The following is a 14,820-nucleotide window of genomic DNA, read 5'->3' on the forward strand; positions in this document are numbered from 1 at the left end:
CATCGCGGGGCCGCGTACCCTAACACATGCTTCGAGTCGCCCAACAAGCGCTCGGACCAGGGTCAGGGATACCGAATGGCCGGAGAGCATTAGGCAGGGAACGGCGGCTTGAGTTCATCCGCAGTTCACCGGGGCTAGCCCGTACGGGAGCTTAACTAGTGCTAAAACAAGCATTTGCTGCGATGATGATTGTACTGCGGAGAGGTACCGAAGCGGTCATAACGGCGCCGACTCGAAATCGGATGGTGGGTGAAAGCCCGCACAGGAGTTCGAATCTCCTCCTCTCCGCCACTTATTCAATGAAGCCCGAAACTCGGTAATTCGCGCTTCACGAGGGCAAAAAGAAACCCCCGCATGGGCAACCATGCGGGGGTTTCTCGTTATTCGGCAGGCCTCAGTGGTAAGAGGAGACCAGATCGACTTCGTTCTTCGAGCCCATGATCACCGGCACGCGCTGGTGCAGCTTGTTCGGCTTGATGTCGAGAATGCGTTCGCGGCCCGTGGTGGCGGCGCCGCCGGCCTGTTCGATGATGAAGCTCATCGGGTTGGCTTCGTACATCAGGCGCAGCTTGCCGCCCTGGCTCTTGGTCTTGGAATCGAGCGGATACATGAAGACGCCGCCGCGCGTAATGATGCGGTGCACGTCGGCCACCATCGAGGCGACCCAGCGCATGTTGAAGTCCTTGCCGCGCGGGCCGTCCTTGCCGGCGACGCATTCGTCGATATAGCGCTTGACCGGTGCTTCCCAGAAGCGCTCGTTCGACATGTTGATCGAGAATTCCTTGGTGTCGGGCGGAATCTTCATGTCGCGCTGCGTGAGCACGAAGCTGCCGAGCTCGCGATCGAGCGTGAACTGATGCACGCCGTTGCCGATCGTCAGCACCAGCGTGGTGCTCGGGCCGTAGACGCAGTAACCGGCGGCCACCTGTTGCGTGCCGGGCTGAAGGAAATCGTCTTCGCTCGAGGCGCTGCCTTCGGGCTTGCGCAGCACCGAGAAGATGGTGCCCACCGAGACGTTGACGTCGATGTTCGAAGAGCCGTCGAGCGGATCGAACAGCAGCAGGTAGCCGCCCTTGGGGTATTGCTCCGGAATCGGGTGCGGATGATCCATTTCCTCCGAGGCGAGCGCGGCGAGGTGACCGCCCCATTCGTTGGCTTCGAGCAGGATGTCGTTGGAGATGACGTCGAGCTTCTTCTGCGCCTCGCCCTGGATATTGCCGGTGCCTGCATCGCCCAGCACGCCGCCGAGCGCGCCCTTGCCGACCGCAATGGAAATGCGCTTGCAGGCGCGCGTGACGACTTCGAGCAGCAGGCGCAGATCGGGCGTGATCTTGCCCATGGCGCGTTGTTCTTCGATGAGGAACTGGGTCAGGAATATGGGCTTCATGGGCGATGGCGGTCGTTCTGTGGAAATCGCTGGTAGTTTAAACGCAGTTGGACGGCGGGTATTCAAGAGTCGGCGCGCATTGCTAGACTCCGGCCACTATGACAAGGACGTTAGTGGCATTGAGCCTCGTGCTCGGCTCCGCGCCTGCGTTTGCGCAGGAAGGGGGACGCAGCCAATACATTTCCGATGACATCAGCGTCACCTTGCGCGATGCCCCGCGCAACGACGCCGCATCGGTCGGCGTGGTCAACAGCGGCGACAAGGTGACGGTGCTGCAGACGCTCGGAGCGCAGAGCTTTGCGCAGGTAAGGACCGCGGATGGCCGCAGCGGCTGGCTGACGGCGCGCTACATTTCTGCGGAGCCTGCGGCCAAGACGAAGCTCAAGGAGCTGCAATCGCAGCTGGTGGAGGCGCAGTCGCGCATCAAGGCGCTCGATGCGGAACTCGCCGACGCCAAGGCGTTGCTCGAAAAAGCCAAGCCCGCATTCGAACTCTCGGGCGAAAACGAGCGCCTGCAGCAGGCGCTCGAGTCGGCCGAGCAGCAAAGCCAGGTCGCCGCTTCGCGTTACGACGCCGAGCGTGCGCGCCGACGCACACTGGTCACCGGCGCATCGCTAGTGGGTGGCGGCATTCTGGTTGGCCTGATCCTGCCTTGGCTCGGGGCCGGCAAGCGCCGGCGGCGCAGCGACTTCTAGTCACTCTTCCCGCACTCGGCGCTTCGATTGCGAAACGCCGTCCCGCGATTCGAGCGAGGTTCTGCAGGGGTTCAGAAAGAACCCAGAAAATCCTGCTTGCTCAGTTCTACGCCGTTGTGGCGCAGGATGTTGTACGCCGTCGTGCAATGAAAAAAGACATTCGGCAAGACGAAGTCGAGGAGATAAGCCTGCCCCTTGAAATGCCGGTCACCACGCGGAGACTTGAGCACGATGTCGCGCAGCTCGCTGCCTTCGAAGCGGGCGGGTTCGAATCCACGGATCAAGGTCACGGTCTTTTCGACGCGTGCCACGAGCTCCGCGAACGTCTGCTCGGTGTCTTCGTAGCGCTCGGGCTCGACGCCGGCCAGGCGGGCGACTGCGCCCTTGGACATGTCCGTTGCGATCTGCACCTGCCGCGTCAGCGGAAACATGTCCGGAAACAGTCGGGCGCCCGGCAGGACCAGCGGATCGAGTTTGCGCGCCTCGGCATGCGCAGCGCCTTTATCGAGTACGGCAATCAGGTTTTCGAGTGCACGCGTCAGCGTCGGCACGCAGGCGTGATACAGGCTCAGGCTCATGCTAGTTTTCCCTGCTCAGGTTCGGGCACGCGCCAATGCAGCGCGCGCTGATGATGATCGACACAAACTACAACGAAGGATGGAGCTTATGAATCGTACTCTCGGCAGCTGGTCGCTCGCAGCGGTAGCCTTGTTTGGGTCCTTCGTTGCCCAGGCTCAGGACGAGTCCGATGCCCCGGCCAGCAAGGGGCGGCATCTCGTGCAGATCGGTGTGTTCCATGTGGATACGCTGGACAGCAGCACGCCGCTGCGCAGCCATATCCAGCCCGGCGCGCTCGCCGCGCTCGGCGTCCAGAGCGATTTCACCTCCGACACCACGAACAAGGTTGGTTCCTCGAACACGCTCGCGCTGATCTATTCGTATTTCCTCACCGACAATCTCGCGATCAAGTTCGAAGGCGGCATTCCGGCGGAATTCAAGCTCTACGGCAGCGGCGTGGTGCAGCCGACCGGCCCGCTCGGATCGGCGGTCGCCGTCGACCTGGGTTCGCCGGACTTCAACCCGCTCGCCAAGGTCACGCAGTGGAGCCCGGCGATCCTGCTGCAGTATTACTTCCGCGATGCGCAGGAAAAGATTCGTCCGTATGTCGGCGTCGGCGCCACCTACACCTGGTTCACCGATATCAAGGCCGACGAAGACTTCAAGAATGCGTTGAATACGCGCTTCGGTGCCACGCTCGCGGCGGGCAACGGCAAGCTCGGGCAGTCGACCACGGTCGATGCCGCCGCAGCCGACGACCTGGCGCCGATCTTCAACATGGGCGTGTCCGCGGAGCTGTCGGATCGCTGGAGCCTGTCGGGTTCGGTGTCGTACACGCTGCTGAAGACCACGGCCAACATCACCATCGATGCCGAAGACGGCACGCGCCTGGCGACCAGCCGCACCAAGCTCGATCTGAATCCGCTGGTCGTCGCCTTCGTGCTCGGCTACCGCTTCGATCTCTGATCAGCGGTCGAGCAGATCGAGCAGGGCCTGCAGCGTTTCGCCGCAGCCCTGCTCGATCTTCAACGCAAGCAGATCGTCGGCGCGCGTGCGTCCCAGATTGATCGCCGCGATTGGCTTGCGCTGCTGCTCCGCCGTCAGCGCGAAACGGTAGCCCGAGAACACCATCAGCGACGAGCCGACGACGAGCATCGCATCGGCTTTGCTCAGACTGTCCATCGCCTCGGTGACGCGCGCGCTCGGCACGTTCTCGCCGAAGAACACCACGTCGGGCTTGAGCATGCCGCCGCAAACGGCGCATTCGGGCACTTCGAAACACGAGAAATCCACCTCGTCGAGGTCGGCGTCGCCATCGGGCGCGGTACTCGCGCTCAGGCCGGCCCATTGCGGATTCAGCGCGCCGAGCCGCTGCTGAAACGCGGAACGCGCGGTGACATCCGCGCAGCCCAGGCAGACGATGCGATCGAGCCGTCCATGCAGGTCAATCACGTGGCGGCTGCCGGCCGCCTGATGCAGGCCGTCGACGTTCTGCGTGAGCAGCGTCTGGCAATGGCCGCGTGCTTCGAGCGCGGCCAGCGCGGTGTGCGCCCGGTTCGGCCTGGCGGCGGCGATCACCGGCCAGCCGATCAGGCTGCGCGCCCAGTAGCGTGAGCGCGTCGCGATGTCCTGCGTGAAGGCCTGGTAGGTCACCGGCGGGCGACGCTTCCAGGCGCCGTCGCTGTCGCGATAGTCCGGAATGCCCGAGTCGGTGCTGCAGCCGGCTCCGCCCAGCACGAACAGGCGCGGATGACGCTCGATGAATTCAGCGAGCCGGGCAGCGGCTTCGGCGACAGAAGGTGTAGGGTAGGGCGCCTCGATCATTGCGGGAGCATAGCCGGATCATGTCGGAGCCTTCACACGACGCGCGCCTCATGGAGCTCGAAACCAAGCTCGCCTATCAGGAGGCGACGCTCGAAACCTTGAACCAGGAACTCATTCGGCAGCAGCAGCTCGTCGAGCAGTTGCAGCGCGCGGTGCGCACACTTGCCGAGCGCCTGCCGGCACCGACGCCCGAAGGCGCGGCGCGCGGCTCTTTGGAAGACGAGATCCCGCCCCATTATTGAGGCAGTGCCCCGATCCATTTTCAGGACCTTTACTCATGAGCTTCTTCAACAGCAGCCTGCGCATCAGCCCGAAGGATTTCCCGGTCGCCGACCTCGACGAAGCGCTGGCCTCGTCGCCGGGCCGCAAGCTCGCGGTGCTCGCGGGTGGCTGCTTCTGGTGCGTCGAAGCGGTTTATCGCGAACTCTCCGGAGTACTCAAGGTGGTCAACGGCTATTCGGGCGGGACGGCCGAAACCGCCGATTACAAGGCCGTCTGCACCGGACGCACCGATCACGCCGAGGTGGTGCAGATCGAGTACGACCCGTCGCAGACCAGCTTCGGTGCCCTGCTGCGCATCTTCTTCGCAGTGGCGCACGATCCGACGCAGCTCGATCGACAGGGCAACGACATCGGCACCCAATACCGCTCGGCTATTTTCTATGCCGACGAAGAGCAGAAGCGCATCGCCGAGGCCTACATCCGGCAGCTCGACGCGGCGCAAGTGTATTCGGCGCCGGTCGTGACAAAGCTCGACAAGCTCGAAGATTTCTTCGAAGCCGAGGCCTATCACCAGAACTACGCGGCGCTGCATCCGAACGAGGGCTATATCGCCGGTGTGGCGCTACCGAAGGTCGACAAGTTGCGTCGCTATTTCGGCGAAGAGCTCAAAGCCTGATGCAGGCTTCATCCAACAAAAAGCCCGCTTCGAGCGGGCTTTTTGTTGGATGAAGAGGCTCGCAAGAAGCTCAGTGCAAGACCTCGATCACCAGCCGGTGATATTTCTGCGCGAGCCGGAAAGGACGCTGGCGCACCGTGTTCATGAGTGCCTCGGTCTGTTCGTCTCCCTCGGCTTTCACGAGCAGGAAATGACAGCCTTCCTTGGCGAGCTTGTTGTGCAGCTCGACCATCTTGAGCGAGGCGCCTGTCGCGGCGATCGGGCTGGCCGAATCCAATCCTTTCTGTGAGGCGGCCTCCATCTCACGATCATCGATGGCCTTGAGTTCCTTGAAGCCGGCGTCCTCCAGGGCCCGTTGAGTGTCGCGTGCTTGCTGCTCCTGTTCGAAGGCGAGCAGAACGTGATGCTTGGGAAAGAAGTTGCCGAAATCGGAGCCGCTCTCCTGCAGGTCGTGCAGGCTTTTCTCCGTTGGCTCCTGCCTGCTTTTGTCCGAAGCGTTGATCGTGGTGTCCGGTCTCATGACATCCTCCTTGACGTCGCTGGAATTCCTGGAATTGACGGCTTTCAGCATGCGCCCGTGAACTGACGAGCCCATTAACTGTTATGCAGCTCACTGTTCTGTAGCCGACGCGCGCGGAGCATCGATGACGAGCACATCGATGCGCGTCAAGCGAATTCAGAGCGGCTTCAGTGCCTCATCAGCATGCTGCGGCTTCGATCATTTGAGCGGTTCCAAACAGTGATTGTTGCGGAATCGCAAGCCAACGCAGAATCCAGTGGAGATCGCCATGAATGATTTGACTCATTCGAACCGTCAGGACATGTCCGACGCCGAGCATTTGCAGCACTTTCGCAAGCTGGTCGAAAAAGCGCGTGTCGGCATGCTGACGACGCTCGACCGCGACATGGAGATGCGCAGCCGGCCGCTGCATACCATCGAAGTCGAGGAAAACGGAACGCTCTGGTTCGTGATCGGAGTCGCGTCGCCGAAGGCCGAGGAAGTCGGCGACCACGACGGCAAGGTTTGCCTGACGTATGCCAACAAGGGCGATTCGGAATACGTCTCGGTGAGCGGTCACGCCAGGCTCGTGCGCGATCAATCGCTCAAGCAGACATTCTGGAACAAGATGATCGATGTCTGGTTTCCGAAAGGCGACCAGGATCCGAACGTCGCCTTGCTCAAGGTCACTCCGACTCAGGCTGAATACTGGGATGGTCCGAGCAACACCGTGACCCGTTTCTATGCCTTCGCCAAGGCGATGGCGACCGGCAAGAAGGATGCGTTCGGCGAGAATGCCAAACTCGGTTTCTGACACCGCCTCTGATGCCGAGGTGCTCGTCGCTCCAAAGCAGCGAGCTTGGTGGCCGTGGGCGCGTCGCGCGCTCACGGCCCTTTTCTTTGCGGGTATTGCCTGGCTGCTCTACCACCAGGCGCGTGATCTCGACTGGGCGCAGGTCGGAGTTTCGCTGTCTCATTACACCGCGTCGAAGCTCATGCTCGCGGTGCTGCTCGTCGCCCTGAGCTATTCACTCTATGCCTCGTTCGACCTGATCGGCCGGCGCTACACCCGGCACTTGCTGAGCCATCGCGCGGTGCTGTCCACGGCGATGGTGAGCTATGCGTTCAACCTGAATTTCGGAGCGCTGGTCGGAGGTGTCGGTTTTCGTTATCGGCTGTACTCGCGCCTCGGCTTGCGCACCGCCGTCATCACGCGCGTGCTCGGCATGTCGATGATCGGCAACTGGATCGGCTACACGCTCCTGCTCGGGCTGATCTTCGTGGGCGGCGCGCTCGAGATCGGCGATCAGGCTCGCCTCGGCGAAGAAGCCTTGCGGGTGCTCGGAGCGCTGCTATTGATGGCGGCGCCCGCTTATCTGGTGCTGTGCGCGGTTTCGCGAAGGCGAGAGTGGATCATCAGGGGTATCCCGATCGATCTGCCCCACCGGCGACTCGCCGCATTGCAGCTCGCGTTCTCGGTGACCAACTGGCTGGTGATCGCGAGCATTCCGTACCTGCTGCTCGATGGCGCGGTGAACTACTTCGCCGTGCTCGCGGCCCTGCTGCTCGCCGCCATCGCCGGCGTCATCACTCACGTGCCGGCCGGGCTCGGCGTCATGGAGGCGGTGTTCCTGGCCGTGCTCAGGGGCCAGGTCGACGAGGCTCCGCTGCTTGCCGCGCTGCTGGCCTATCGGGCGGTGTATTACCTGATGCCGCTGCTGCTGGCCGGCGTGGTCTACCTGAGCATGGAGGCCCGGCTGCGCGGAGGCGTCCGGGCCTAGCACTTCATCTAAAAACTTCAAAGGCTCAGACGCCCCAGGTCACGTCTTTTCCGTTCTTGGCGGCGCGCTCGAGCATGTCGACGAGCGGAAAAGCCCGGCGTCCGAGGCTGACGTCCTGGGCTTGGTGATCGCGTTCGTCCGGATCGTCGGCATCTTCGGTGCGCGCATGCTGCGGAGCGTCCTGGGCGATGGCCGAGCGCAAGGCCGACAGGGCGGCGGGAATTTCTCCGGCGGTGATGACGCCTCGTTCGCCGGCACTCTTGCCGATCACGTCGAGCAGCTGCCTGGCGTGGGCATCGAGCATTTGCACGTCGCCGCTGGTGGGGGACGAAAATCGGATCATGGGAAGTCTCCGGGATGGGCGTTGGATCAGAGCACGCAGCGAGGAACCGCAGATTAATCCGGCGATGCCGGCGCTCCTAGACCTTCGGCGCCTCCGGGCCCGGCGCGGCGCTCTTTCCAGATCGCACGCGCACAGGCAAGCTGCGCGGCCTTTCGCTTCCGCGCCTGGTTCGCAAGCCGCCCGTCATGACCGACGTCGCCAAAGCCCGCTGGCAATTGCATTTTTGCGTGCTGCTGTGGGCCTTCACCGCCATCCTCGGCAAGCTCATCAGTCTCGATGCCGTAAAGCTGGTGTGGTGGCGGTTGCTGATCGTGGTGGCCTGCCTGTTCGTGCTGCCCGGGGTCTGGCGCGCACTGCGGCGAACGCCCAGGCGCCTCGTCGCGATCTTCGCGGGCATCGGCGTGCTCGTGACCCTGCACTGGCTGACCTTCTACGGCGCCATCAAGCTCGCCAACGCTTCGGTTGCGGTGACCTGTCTGGCGGTCGCGCCGGCGTTCCTGTCGGTGATCGAGCCCTGGATCGCCCAGCGGCCCTTCGACTGGCGCGAACTCGCGCTCGGGCTCGCGGTGGTTCCGGGCGTGGTGCTGGTGGTCGGCGGCGTTCCGGACGACATGCGCCTGGGCGTGCTGGTCGGCATCACCTCGGCTCTGTTCGTCGCCTTCTTCATCGCGCTCAACAAGCGGCATGCGGAACGGGCCGATTCGCTGCTCGTGACGGGCCTGGAACTCGGCGCCGGCCTGGTGCTGATCGCCGCTGCCGCGCCGTTCTTGCCGGGCGGCTTCGCCTCGCTGATGGTTCCGCCCGCGGGGCTCGACGTGCTCTGGATCGGGGTGCTCGCGCTCGCCTGCACCCTGCTGCCGTTCACGCTGTCGCTCGTCGCCCTGCGCCGGATTTCGGCCTTCGGCGCGCAGCTGACGATCAACCTCGAGCCGATCTACACCATCGTCTTCGCCGCCCTGATCTTCAACGAGCAGCGCGAGCTCGGACCGCGCTTCTATCTCGGTGTGCTCGTGGTGCTGTCCGCCGTGTTCCTGCACCCGCTCCTGGCGCGGCGACCCGAGCTGATCGCCCCGGATGCGATCGCCTCGGATACGACGGATGCCGTCGCGGATAAAGCCGGCGCAAGCCAGGTCTGCGCCCTGGAGCCGGACCGTAAGGGCTGAGCCTGGATTCAGGGCAGACTCATCTGCCCCAGGCATTTTGAAACCGTGCCCGCATGCCAAGGACGGCTCCGGCAGCACACCGTTTCGCAATACAAGGTTTCAGCCCCAGCAAGCCGGGGGAGCCTGCTCATTCCGTAGCAGCCCTTACGTGCCACGTCGAAGGCGGCCATGCCGTCGTCGCAAAATGCTGCACTGCAACTGAATCGCGATGATCTGAGCTCGTCCTTGGCTGTCGGTGAACCATTTCCGTGGACGAGAGGACATCATGAGCTGGGCTCCCAATCAGATCCAGATCGGCAAATCCGGCGTCGGTCGTACCGCGACACCGATGCGCTTCAGCGGGCGCAGCCAAGGTCGCGCACCGGTGTTGCTGTGTCTTTCGCACTTGCGCTGGCAGTTCGTCTACCAGCGCCCCCAACATTTGATGACGCGCTTCGCCCGCGACCACCGCGTGATGTTCTTCGAAGAGCCGCTCACGCACGAGGAACTGCAGGAGCCGCAACTCGAAGCGCGCTACGACGAAGGCGTCGAGATTCTGGTGCCGCATCTGCCCCAGGGCTTGAGCGAAGAACGCACCGACCAGATCCAGCGCCAGCTGATCGATACGCATCTGGCCGCGGCCGGCGTGCCGCCGAGCGAGCTGATCCTCTGGTACTACACGCCGATGAGCCAGAGTTTCACGCGCCATCTGCAGCGCTCGCTGACGATTTACGATTGCATGGACGAGCTCTCGGCCTTCATGGGCGCGCCGCCGAAACTGCTCGAACGCGAAAAGGAACTGCTCGAGCGCGCCGACCTCGTCTTCACCGGCGGCTACAGCCTGTTCGAAGCCAAGCGCGAGCGGCATCCGAACGTGCATCCGTTTCCGAGCAGCGTCGATATCGGCCACTTCGCGAAGGCGCGCGGCGCGCTGTTCGAGCCGGGAGACCAGTCCGAGATTCCGCATCCGCGCCTGGGTTTCTACGGCGTGATCGACGAGCGATTCGACCTCAAGCTGGTCGCCGGGCTCGCCGAGCGGCAGCCCGACTGGCAGATCGTGCTGATCGGCCCGGTCGTGAAGATCGATCAGAGCAAGCTGCCGCGCCGCGACAACATTCACTATCTGGGCCCCAAGGTCTACGACGTGTTGCCGCACTATCTCCAAGGCTGGGACGTGGCGACGCTGCCGTTCGCGCTCAACGAGTCGACGCGCTTCATCAGCCCGACCAAGACGCCCGAATATCTGGCCGGCGGCTGCCCGGTGGTGTCGACGCCGATCCGCGACGTCGTGCGCCACTATGGCGACAGCGGCGTGGTGCAGATCGCCGACGGCATCGACGCGTTCGAAAAAGGCATCGAAGCGGCGCTCAGGCAAGGCGCCGAACGCGAGGCCTTCCTCGCCCAGGCCGATGCGGCCATCGACGGCTTGTCGTGGGACCGCACTTGTGCCGAGATGGGTAAGCTCATGGTCGATGCGCGCGGTCGCTCGCAACCGGCCTCCACTGGAGAATCGCATACCGTGTCTATGGATTCCGCGCGTCGTGGACGCAGCATGCCGGCGGCTCGCCGCTCCGGCTTCGATTATCTGATCGTCGGTGCCGGCTTCGCGGGCTCGGTGCTGGCCGAGCGCCTCGCTTCGCAGGCGAACAAGCGCGTGCTCGTGATCGACCGCCGCCCGCATATCGGCGGCAACGCCTACGACTGCTTCGACGACGGCGGCGTGCTCATGCATCGCTACGGCCCGCACATCTTCCATACCAATGCGCAGCGCATCTTCGATTACCTGTCGAAGTTCACGCGCTGGCGTCCGTACGAGCATCGAGTGCTCGCCGACGTCGACCGCCAGCTCGTGCCGATTCCGATCAACCAGACCACCATCAACAAGCTCTACGGTCTCGATCTCGACGAGGCCGGCGTCGCGCAGTTCCTCGCGGGCCGCGCGACCGCGCTCGACGACATCCGCACCTCCGAAGACGTGGTCATCAGCCAGGTCGGGCAGGAGCTCTACGAGAAGTTCTTCCGCGGCTACACGCGAAAGCAATGGGGCCTCGACCCGAGCCAGCTCGACAAGGCGGTCACCGCGCGCGTGCCCACGCGCACGAACGCCGACGATCGCTACTTCGGCGACAGCTTCCAGTTCATGCCGCTGCACGGCTATACGCGCATGTTCGAGAACATGCTCGATCACCCGAACATCCGCATCATGGTCAACACGGATTTCGAAGACATTCGCAACGACGTGCACTACGACCACCTGATCTACTCGGGGCCGATCGACGAATTCTTCGACTACCGCTTCGGCAAGCTGCCGTATCGCTCGCTGCGCTTCCAGCACGAGACGCTCGATCAGGAATGGTTCCAGCCGGTCGCCGTCGTCAACTATCCGTCGCAGGACGTGCCGTACACGCGCATCACCGAGTACAAGCATCTGACCGGCCAGGTGCACGGCAAGACCAGCCTCACCTACGAATATCCATCGGCCGAAGGCGATCCGTACTATCCGATTCCGCGCGAAGAGAACCAGGTGCTCTACAAGCAGTACCGCGAGCTCGCCGACAAGACGCCCAACGTCAGCTTCGTCGGTCGCCTCGGCACTTATCGCTACTACAACATGGACCAGGTGGTCGGACAGGCCATCACCCTGTTCAACAAGCTCATCGACACGCAGAACGGCGAAGCTCAGGACGAGCCGCGCATCGCACTGCGCCGCGCTTGAAGGAGGACGCCCATGCATCGACCGACGCAGCTGTCCAGCTTCTTCCTCGGTGGTTTCGAATGCTCCTCGCACCGGCGCGAGGATGGACGCAGGCTCGACCTGCTCGCGAGCACCGCGCACGATCGCAACGCGGCTGCCGACTACAAGCGCATGCGCGAGCACGGCCTGTTGACCGTACGCGACGGACTGCGCTGGCACCTGATCGAAAAGAGCCCTTGGCAGTACGACTGGAGCAGCTTTCTGCCGATGCTGCGTGCGGCCCGGGAAAACAGGATCCAGGTGATCTGGGATCTGTGTCATTACGGCTGGCCCGACGATCTCGACATCTGGTCGCCGGCCTTCGTCGATCGCTTCGCCGCGTTCGCCAAGGCCGCGGCGGCGGTGATGCGCGACGAAGGCATCGCCGCTCCGCTGGTCTGTCCGGTCAACGAAATCTCGTACTGGTCCTGGGCCGGCGGCGAAATGTCGAAGTTCTGGCCGCTCGGCAGGAAGCGTGGCGATGAACTCAAGCGCCAGCTCGCGCGTGCCGCGATCGCTTCGGTCGATGCGCTGCGCGGCGTCGTGCCCCAGGTACGCACGGTGTTCGCCGATCCGGCGATCAACGTGGTCGCGGCTTCACCCGACAGGCGAAGCGATGCCGAGCGTGCGCGTCTGGCGCAATACGCGGCCTGGGATCTGCTGACCGGCCGCGAGCAGCCCGAGCTCGGCGGCCACGACGACATCATCGACCTCATCGGCGTGAACTACTACAGCGACAATCAGTGGGTGCTCGGTGGCAAGACCATTCCGCCCAGCGACAAGCGCTATCGCCCGTTCTCCGACATGCTCGGCGAAATCCATTCTCGTTATGCCAAGCCGATCCTGATCGCCGAGACCGGCGCCGAAGGCGACGCTCGCGCCAAGTGGCTGCGCTATGTCTGCGACGAAGTGCTGCAGGCGCTCGATCGCGATGTGCCGGTCGAAGGCGTCTGCCTGTATCCGGTGCTCGATTATCCGGGCTGGATCAACGATCGCCATTGCGAAACCGGCTTGTTCGGCTTCGCCGATGCCGAGGGCCAGCGCAGCGTGAATGCGGGCCTCGCCCGGCAGCTCGCGTTCGAGCAGGCGCGCGTCGCGAGCGTGGCGGCGAGTGTCTCGTCGCTTGCCACCGAGCCGGCTTAAGCGCTCGGCGTGACCAGCGCAGCACACAGTCCGCGGGCCGCTCCGGCCGCTGCCGGCTTCCCGAACCGGCCGATTCCGTTCCTGCTGCGCTACATCAGGCTGCGGCGCGCGCAGTTCTCGCTGCTGTTCGCGATCATCGTCGGCGCGGCGAGCTGCGCGGTGGCCGTGCAGTACGGCATGAAGCTCATCGTCGACGCGATGGCGGTGCCCGATCGCATGGCCGCGCCGATCTGGTTTCCGCTCGGACTGTTCCTCGGCCTGATCGCGGTCGAGCAGACCTTGTGGAGGCTCGGCGGCTGGCTGGGCTGTCGCACGGTCGTCGCCACCGGCGTCGATCTGCGGCTCGACCTGTTCCATCACCTGACGGGCCATCCGATGCGCTATTTCGCGCAGCATTTCTCGGGTGCGCTCGGCAATCGCATCAGCCAGACCGCGAGTTCGGTGACGCTGATCTTCAGCTCGCTGACCTGGAGCATCCTGCCACCGGTGGTCGATTTTCTCGGTGCGGTCGTCGTGCTCTGCACGATCGACTATCGCATGGCGCTCGCGCTCGTCGGTTTCGTCGCGGTGGTCGGCGGCGTGGTGCTGACTTTCGGCTCGCGCGGACGCCCGCTGCATCAGCGCTTCGCCGAAGAAGGAGCGCGCACCAACGGCCAGCTCGTCGACGTGGTTTCGAATGTCTGGACGGTGAAGGCCTTCGCCGCGCGCGAGCGCGAGCGCGCCCGGCTCGAGCGCGAACTCGGCGTCGAAGCGAGCGCGCAGCGGCGCAGCTGGATGTTCATGGAAAAGACGCGCGTGCTGCACGACCTGAGCCTGTGGGTCATGGCGGGGTCGATGCTGCTGTGGGCGATCCTGGCCTGGCGCGCCGGACGCATCACGCCGGGCGACGTCGTCATCATCAGCGCGCTGACCTTTCGCATCCTGCACGGCTCGCGTGATCTGGCCTTCGCGCTGATCAACACCTCGCAGCAGTTCGGCGGCATCGCCGAAAGCCTGCGCGTGATCGGCGAGCCGCACGCGGTCGTCGATCCGGCCGATGCGCGCGGCTTCACGCCGCTGCGAGGCGCGATCGTGTTCAAGCAGGTCCGCTATGCATACCCGGGCGAACGCCATGTGTTTCGCGGACTCGATCTCGAGATTCCGGCCGGGCAGCGCGTCGGCATCGTCGGCCCTTCGGGCGGCGGCAAGTCGACCCTGATCACGCTGATCCAGCGGCTCGATGACGTGCAGGGTGGGGCGATCGAGATCGACGGCCAGGACCTGCGTTCGGTGACGCAGGACTCGCTGCGCGAGCGCATCGCCGTGGTGCCGCAGGAGATCGCGCTGTTCAATCGCAGCATTCTCGACAACATTCGCTACGGCCGGCCCGAGGCGAGCGACGACGAAGTCCACGACGCCGCGCGCCACGCCTACTGCGACGCCTTCATCCGCGATCTGCCGGATGGCTACGCCACGCTCGTCGGCGAGCGCGGCGTGATGCTCTCGGGCGGACAGCGGCAGCGGCTCGGCATCGCGCGCGCGTTTCTCAAGAACGCGCCGATCCTCGTGCTCGACGAGGCGACCTCGGCGCTCGACACGCATTCCGAAATCGAGATCCAGGCCGCGCTCGACGATCTCATGCGCGGGCGCACGGTGCTGGCGGTCGCGCATCGGCTGTCGACGGTCGCGGGCTTCGATCGCATCATCGTGCTGCAGGACGGCCGTGTGGTCGAAGATGGCGCGCCCGAGCAGCTGCGCCAGGCCGGCGGTCTGTATGCCTCGCTGTGGAGCCTGCAGGCCGACGTGCTCGCCGCAGCCTGAGCCGCGAGGTGTCAGA

The 14,820-nt window shown here is 64.2% G+C and carries 15 protein-coding genes and 1 tRNA gene; 11 read left to right on the plus strand and 5 right to left on the minus strand.

Annotated features, from left to right (window positions below):
• Positions 1 to 198 precede the first annotated feature (198 nt).
• Positions 199 to 291 (plus strand) — tRNA-Ser (locus WQQ_RS11165).
• Positions 292 to 394: 103 nt separating this feature from the next.
• On the opposite strand, the gene WQQ_RS11170 is transcribed toward WQQ_RS11165, so the two are convergent.
• Complete coding sequence (locus WQQ_RS11170; protein WP_007185277.1) at positions 395 to 1,387, minus strand: class 1 fructose-bisphosphatase; 993 nt, start codon at positions 1,385 to 1,387, stop codon at positions 395 to 397.
• 113 nt (positions 1,388 to 1,500) lie between these two features.
• Between WQQ_RS11170 and WQQ_RS11175 the strand changes: the two genes are divergently transcribed.
• Positions 1,501 to 2,082, plus strand: coding sequence for a TIGR04211 family SH3 domain-containing protein (locus tag WQQ_RS11175; protein WP_007185278.1), 582 nt, complete (start codon positions 1,501 to 1,503; stop codon positions 2,080 to 2,082).
• 71 nt (positions 2,083 to 2,153) lie between these two features.
• Here WQQ_RS11175 and WQQ_RS11180 read toward each other — a convergent pair whose 3' ends face one another.
• Positions 2,154 to 2,660, minus strand: a complete 507-nt coding sequence (locus WQQ_RS11180) for a DUF1993 domain-containing protein (RefSeq protein WP_007185279.1) — start codon at positions 2,658 to 2,660, stop codon at positions 2,154 to 2,156.
• Between the two features lie 88 nt (positions 2,661 to 2,748).
• Here WQQ_RS11180 and WQQ_RS11185 point away from each other — a divergent pair, with 88 nt between their 5' ends.
• Positions 2,749 to 3,606 carry an OmpW/AlkL family protein gene (locus WQQ_RS11185; RefSeq protein WP_007185280.1) on the plus strand — a complete coding sequence of 286 codons (858 nt, stop codon included), beginning with the start codon at positions 2,749 to 2,751 and terminating at the stop codon, positions 3,604 to 3,606.
• Here WQQ_RS11185 and WQQ_RS11190 read toward each other — a convergent pair whose 3' ends face one another.
• Entirely contained in the window at positions 3,607 to 4,464 is an 858-nt protein-coding gene (locus WQQ_RS11190; protein ID WP_007185281.1) for an NAD-dependent protein deacetylase, read from the minus strand.
• 20 nt (positions 4,465 to 4,484) lie between these two features.
• Between WQQ_RS11190 and WQQ_RS11195 the strand changes: the two genes are divergently transcribed.
• Together WQQ_RS11195 and msrA are read left to right on the plus strand one after the other, a co-directional pair.
• Positions 4,485 to 4,706, plus strand: coding sequence for a SlyX family protein (locus WQQ_RS11195; RefSeq protein WP_040453407.1), 222 nt, complete (start codon positions 4,485 to 4,487; stop codon positions 4,704 to 4,706).
• Between the two features lie 35 nt (positions 4,707 to 4,741).
• A complete protein-coding gene (gene msrA, locus WQQ_RS11200; RefSeq protein ID WP_007185283.1) occupies positions 4,742 to 5,362 on the plus strand; it encodes a peptide-methionine (S)-S-oxide reductase MsrA in 621 nt (206 codons plus the stop codon).
• Positions 5,363 to 5,432: 70 nt separating this feature from the next.
• Here msrA and WQQ_RS11205 read toward each other — a convergent pair whose 3' ends face one another.
• Complete coding sequence (locus WQQ_RS11205) at positions 5,433 to 5,933, minus strand: hypothetical protein (protein WP_040453408.1); 501 nt, start codon at positions 5,931 to 5,933, stop codon at positions 5,433 to 5,435.
• 217 nt (positions 5,934 to 6,150) lie between these two features.
• On the opposite strand from WQQ_RS11205, the gene WQQ_RS11210 reads away from it, so the two are divergent.
• Positions 6,151 to 6,675, plus strand: a complete 525-nt coding sequence (locus WQQ_RS11210; RefSeq protein WP_007185285.1) for a pyridoxamine 5'-phosphate oxidase family protein — start codon at positions 6,151 to 6,153, stop codon at positions 6,673 to 6,675.
• Positions 6,676 to 6,694: 19 nt separating this feature from the next.
• Positions 6,695 to 7,642 carry a lysylphosphatidylglycerol synthase domain-containing protein gene (locus WQQ_RS11215; protein ID WP_040453409.1) on the plus strand — a complete coding sequence of 316 codons (948 nt, stop codon included), beginning with the start codon at positions 6,695 to 6,697 and terminating at the stop codon, positions 7,640 to 7,642.
• Between the two features lie 25 nt (positions 7,643 to 7,667).
• Here WQQ_RS11215 and WQQ_RS11220 read toward each other — a convergent pair whose 3' ends face one another.
• Positions 7,668 to 7,985: a DUF1840 domain-containing protein gene (locus WQQ_RS11220; RefSeq protein ID WP_007185287.1), complete on the minus strand. Its 318-nt coding sequence runs from the start codon at positions 7,983 to 7,985 to the stop codon at positions 7,668 to 7,670.
• 185 nt (positions 7,986 to 8,170) lie between these two features.
• On the opposite strand from WQQ_RS11220, the gene WQQ_RS11225 reads away from it, so the two are divergent.
• From WQQ_RS11225 to WQQ_RS11240, 4 genes are all read left to right on the plus strand, one after another.
• A complete protein-coding gene (locus WQQ_RS11225) occupies positions 8,171 to 9,148 on the plus strand; it encodes a DMT family transporter (protein WP_007185288.1) in 978 nt (325 codons plus the stop codon).
• Positions 9,149 to 9,413: 265 nt separating this feature from the next.
• Complete coding sequence (gene glf / locus WQQ_RS23020) at positions 9,414 to 11,843, plus strand: UDP-galactopyranose mutase (RefSeq protein WP_007185290.1); 2,430 nt, start codon at positions 9,414 to 9,416, stop codon at positions 11,841 to 11,843.
• A 12-nt stretch (positions 11,844 to 11,855) separates the two neighbouring features.
• Positions 11,856 to 13,004: a hypothetical protein gene (locus tag WQQ_RS11235; protein WP_007185291.1), complete on the plus strand. Its 1,149-nt coding sequence runs from the start codon at positions 11,856 to 11,858 to the stop codon at positions 13,002 to 13,004.
• A 9-nt stretch (positions 13,005 to 13,013) separates the two neighbouring features.
• Positions 13,014 to 14,804: an ABC transporter ATP-binding protein gene (locus WQQ_RS11240; RefSeq protein WP_007185292.1), complete on the plus strand. Its 1,791-nt coding sequence runs from the start codon at positions 13,014 to 13,016 to the stop codon at positions 14,802 to 14,804.
• Positions 14,805 to 14,820 lie beyond the last annotated feature (16 nt).

This window comes from Hydrocarboniphaga effusa AP103 (assembly GCF_000271305.1).
In the GTDB taxonomy this organism is placed as follows: Bacteria; Pseudomonadota; Gammaproteobacteria; order Nevskiales; family Nevskiaceae; genus Hydrocarboniphaga; species Hydrocarboniphaga effusa.

Bases quoted from the DNA above. Each gene is read 5' to 3' on its own strand.
- WQQ_RS11170 (WP_007185277.1), bottom strand. From the start codon at position 1,387: ATGAAGCCCATATTCCTGACCCAGTTCCTCATCGAAGAACAACGCGCC.
- WQQ_RS11180 (WP_007185279.1), bottom strand. From the start codon at position 2,660: ATGAGCCTGAGCCTGTATCACGCCTGCGTGCCGACGCTGACGCGTGCA.
- WQQ_RS11185 (WP_007185280.1), top strand. From the start codon at position 2,749: ATGAATCGTACTCTCGGCAGCTGGTCGCTCGCAGCGGTAGCCTTGTTT.
- WQQ_RS11190 (WP_007185281.1), bottom strand. From the start codon at position 4,464: ATGATCGAGGCGCCCTACCCTACACCTTCTGTCGCCGAAGCCGCTGCC.
- WQQ_RS11195 (WP_040453407.1), top strand. From the start codon at position 4,485: ATGTCGGAGCCTTCACACGACGCGCGCCTCATGGAGCTCGAAACCAAG.
- msrA (WP_007185283.1), top strand. From the start codon at position 4,742: ATGAGCTTCTTCAACAGCAGCCTGCGCATCAGCCCGAAGGATTTCCCG.
- WQQ_RS11205 (WP_040453408.1), bottom strand. From the start codon at position 5,933: ATGCTGAAAGCCGTCAATTCCAGGAATTCCAGCGACGTCAAGGAGGAT.
- WQQ_RS11210 (WP_007185285.1), top strand. From the start codon at position 6,151: ATGAATGATTTGACTCATTCGAACCGTCAGGACATGTCCGACGCCGAG.
- WQQ_RS11220 (WP_007185287.1), bottom strand. From the start codon at position 7,985: ATGATCCGATTTTCGTCCCCCACCAGCGGCGACGTGCAAATGCTCGAT.
- WQQ_RS11225 (WP_007185288.1), top strand. From the start codon at position 8,171: ATGACCGACGTCGCCAAAGCCCGCTGGCAATTGCATTTTTGCGTGCTG.
- glf (WP_007185290.1), top strand. From the start codon at position 9,414: ATGAGCTGGGCTCCCAATCAGATCCAGATCGGCAAATCCGGCGTCGGT.
- WQQ_RS11235 (WP_007185291.1), top strand. From the start codon at position 11,856: ATGCATCGACCGACGCAGCTGTCCAGCTTCTTCCTCGGTGGTTTCGAA.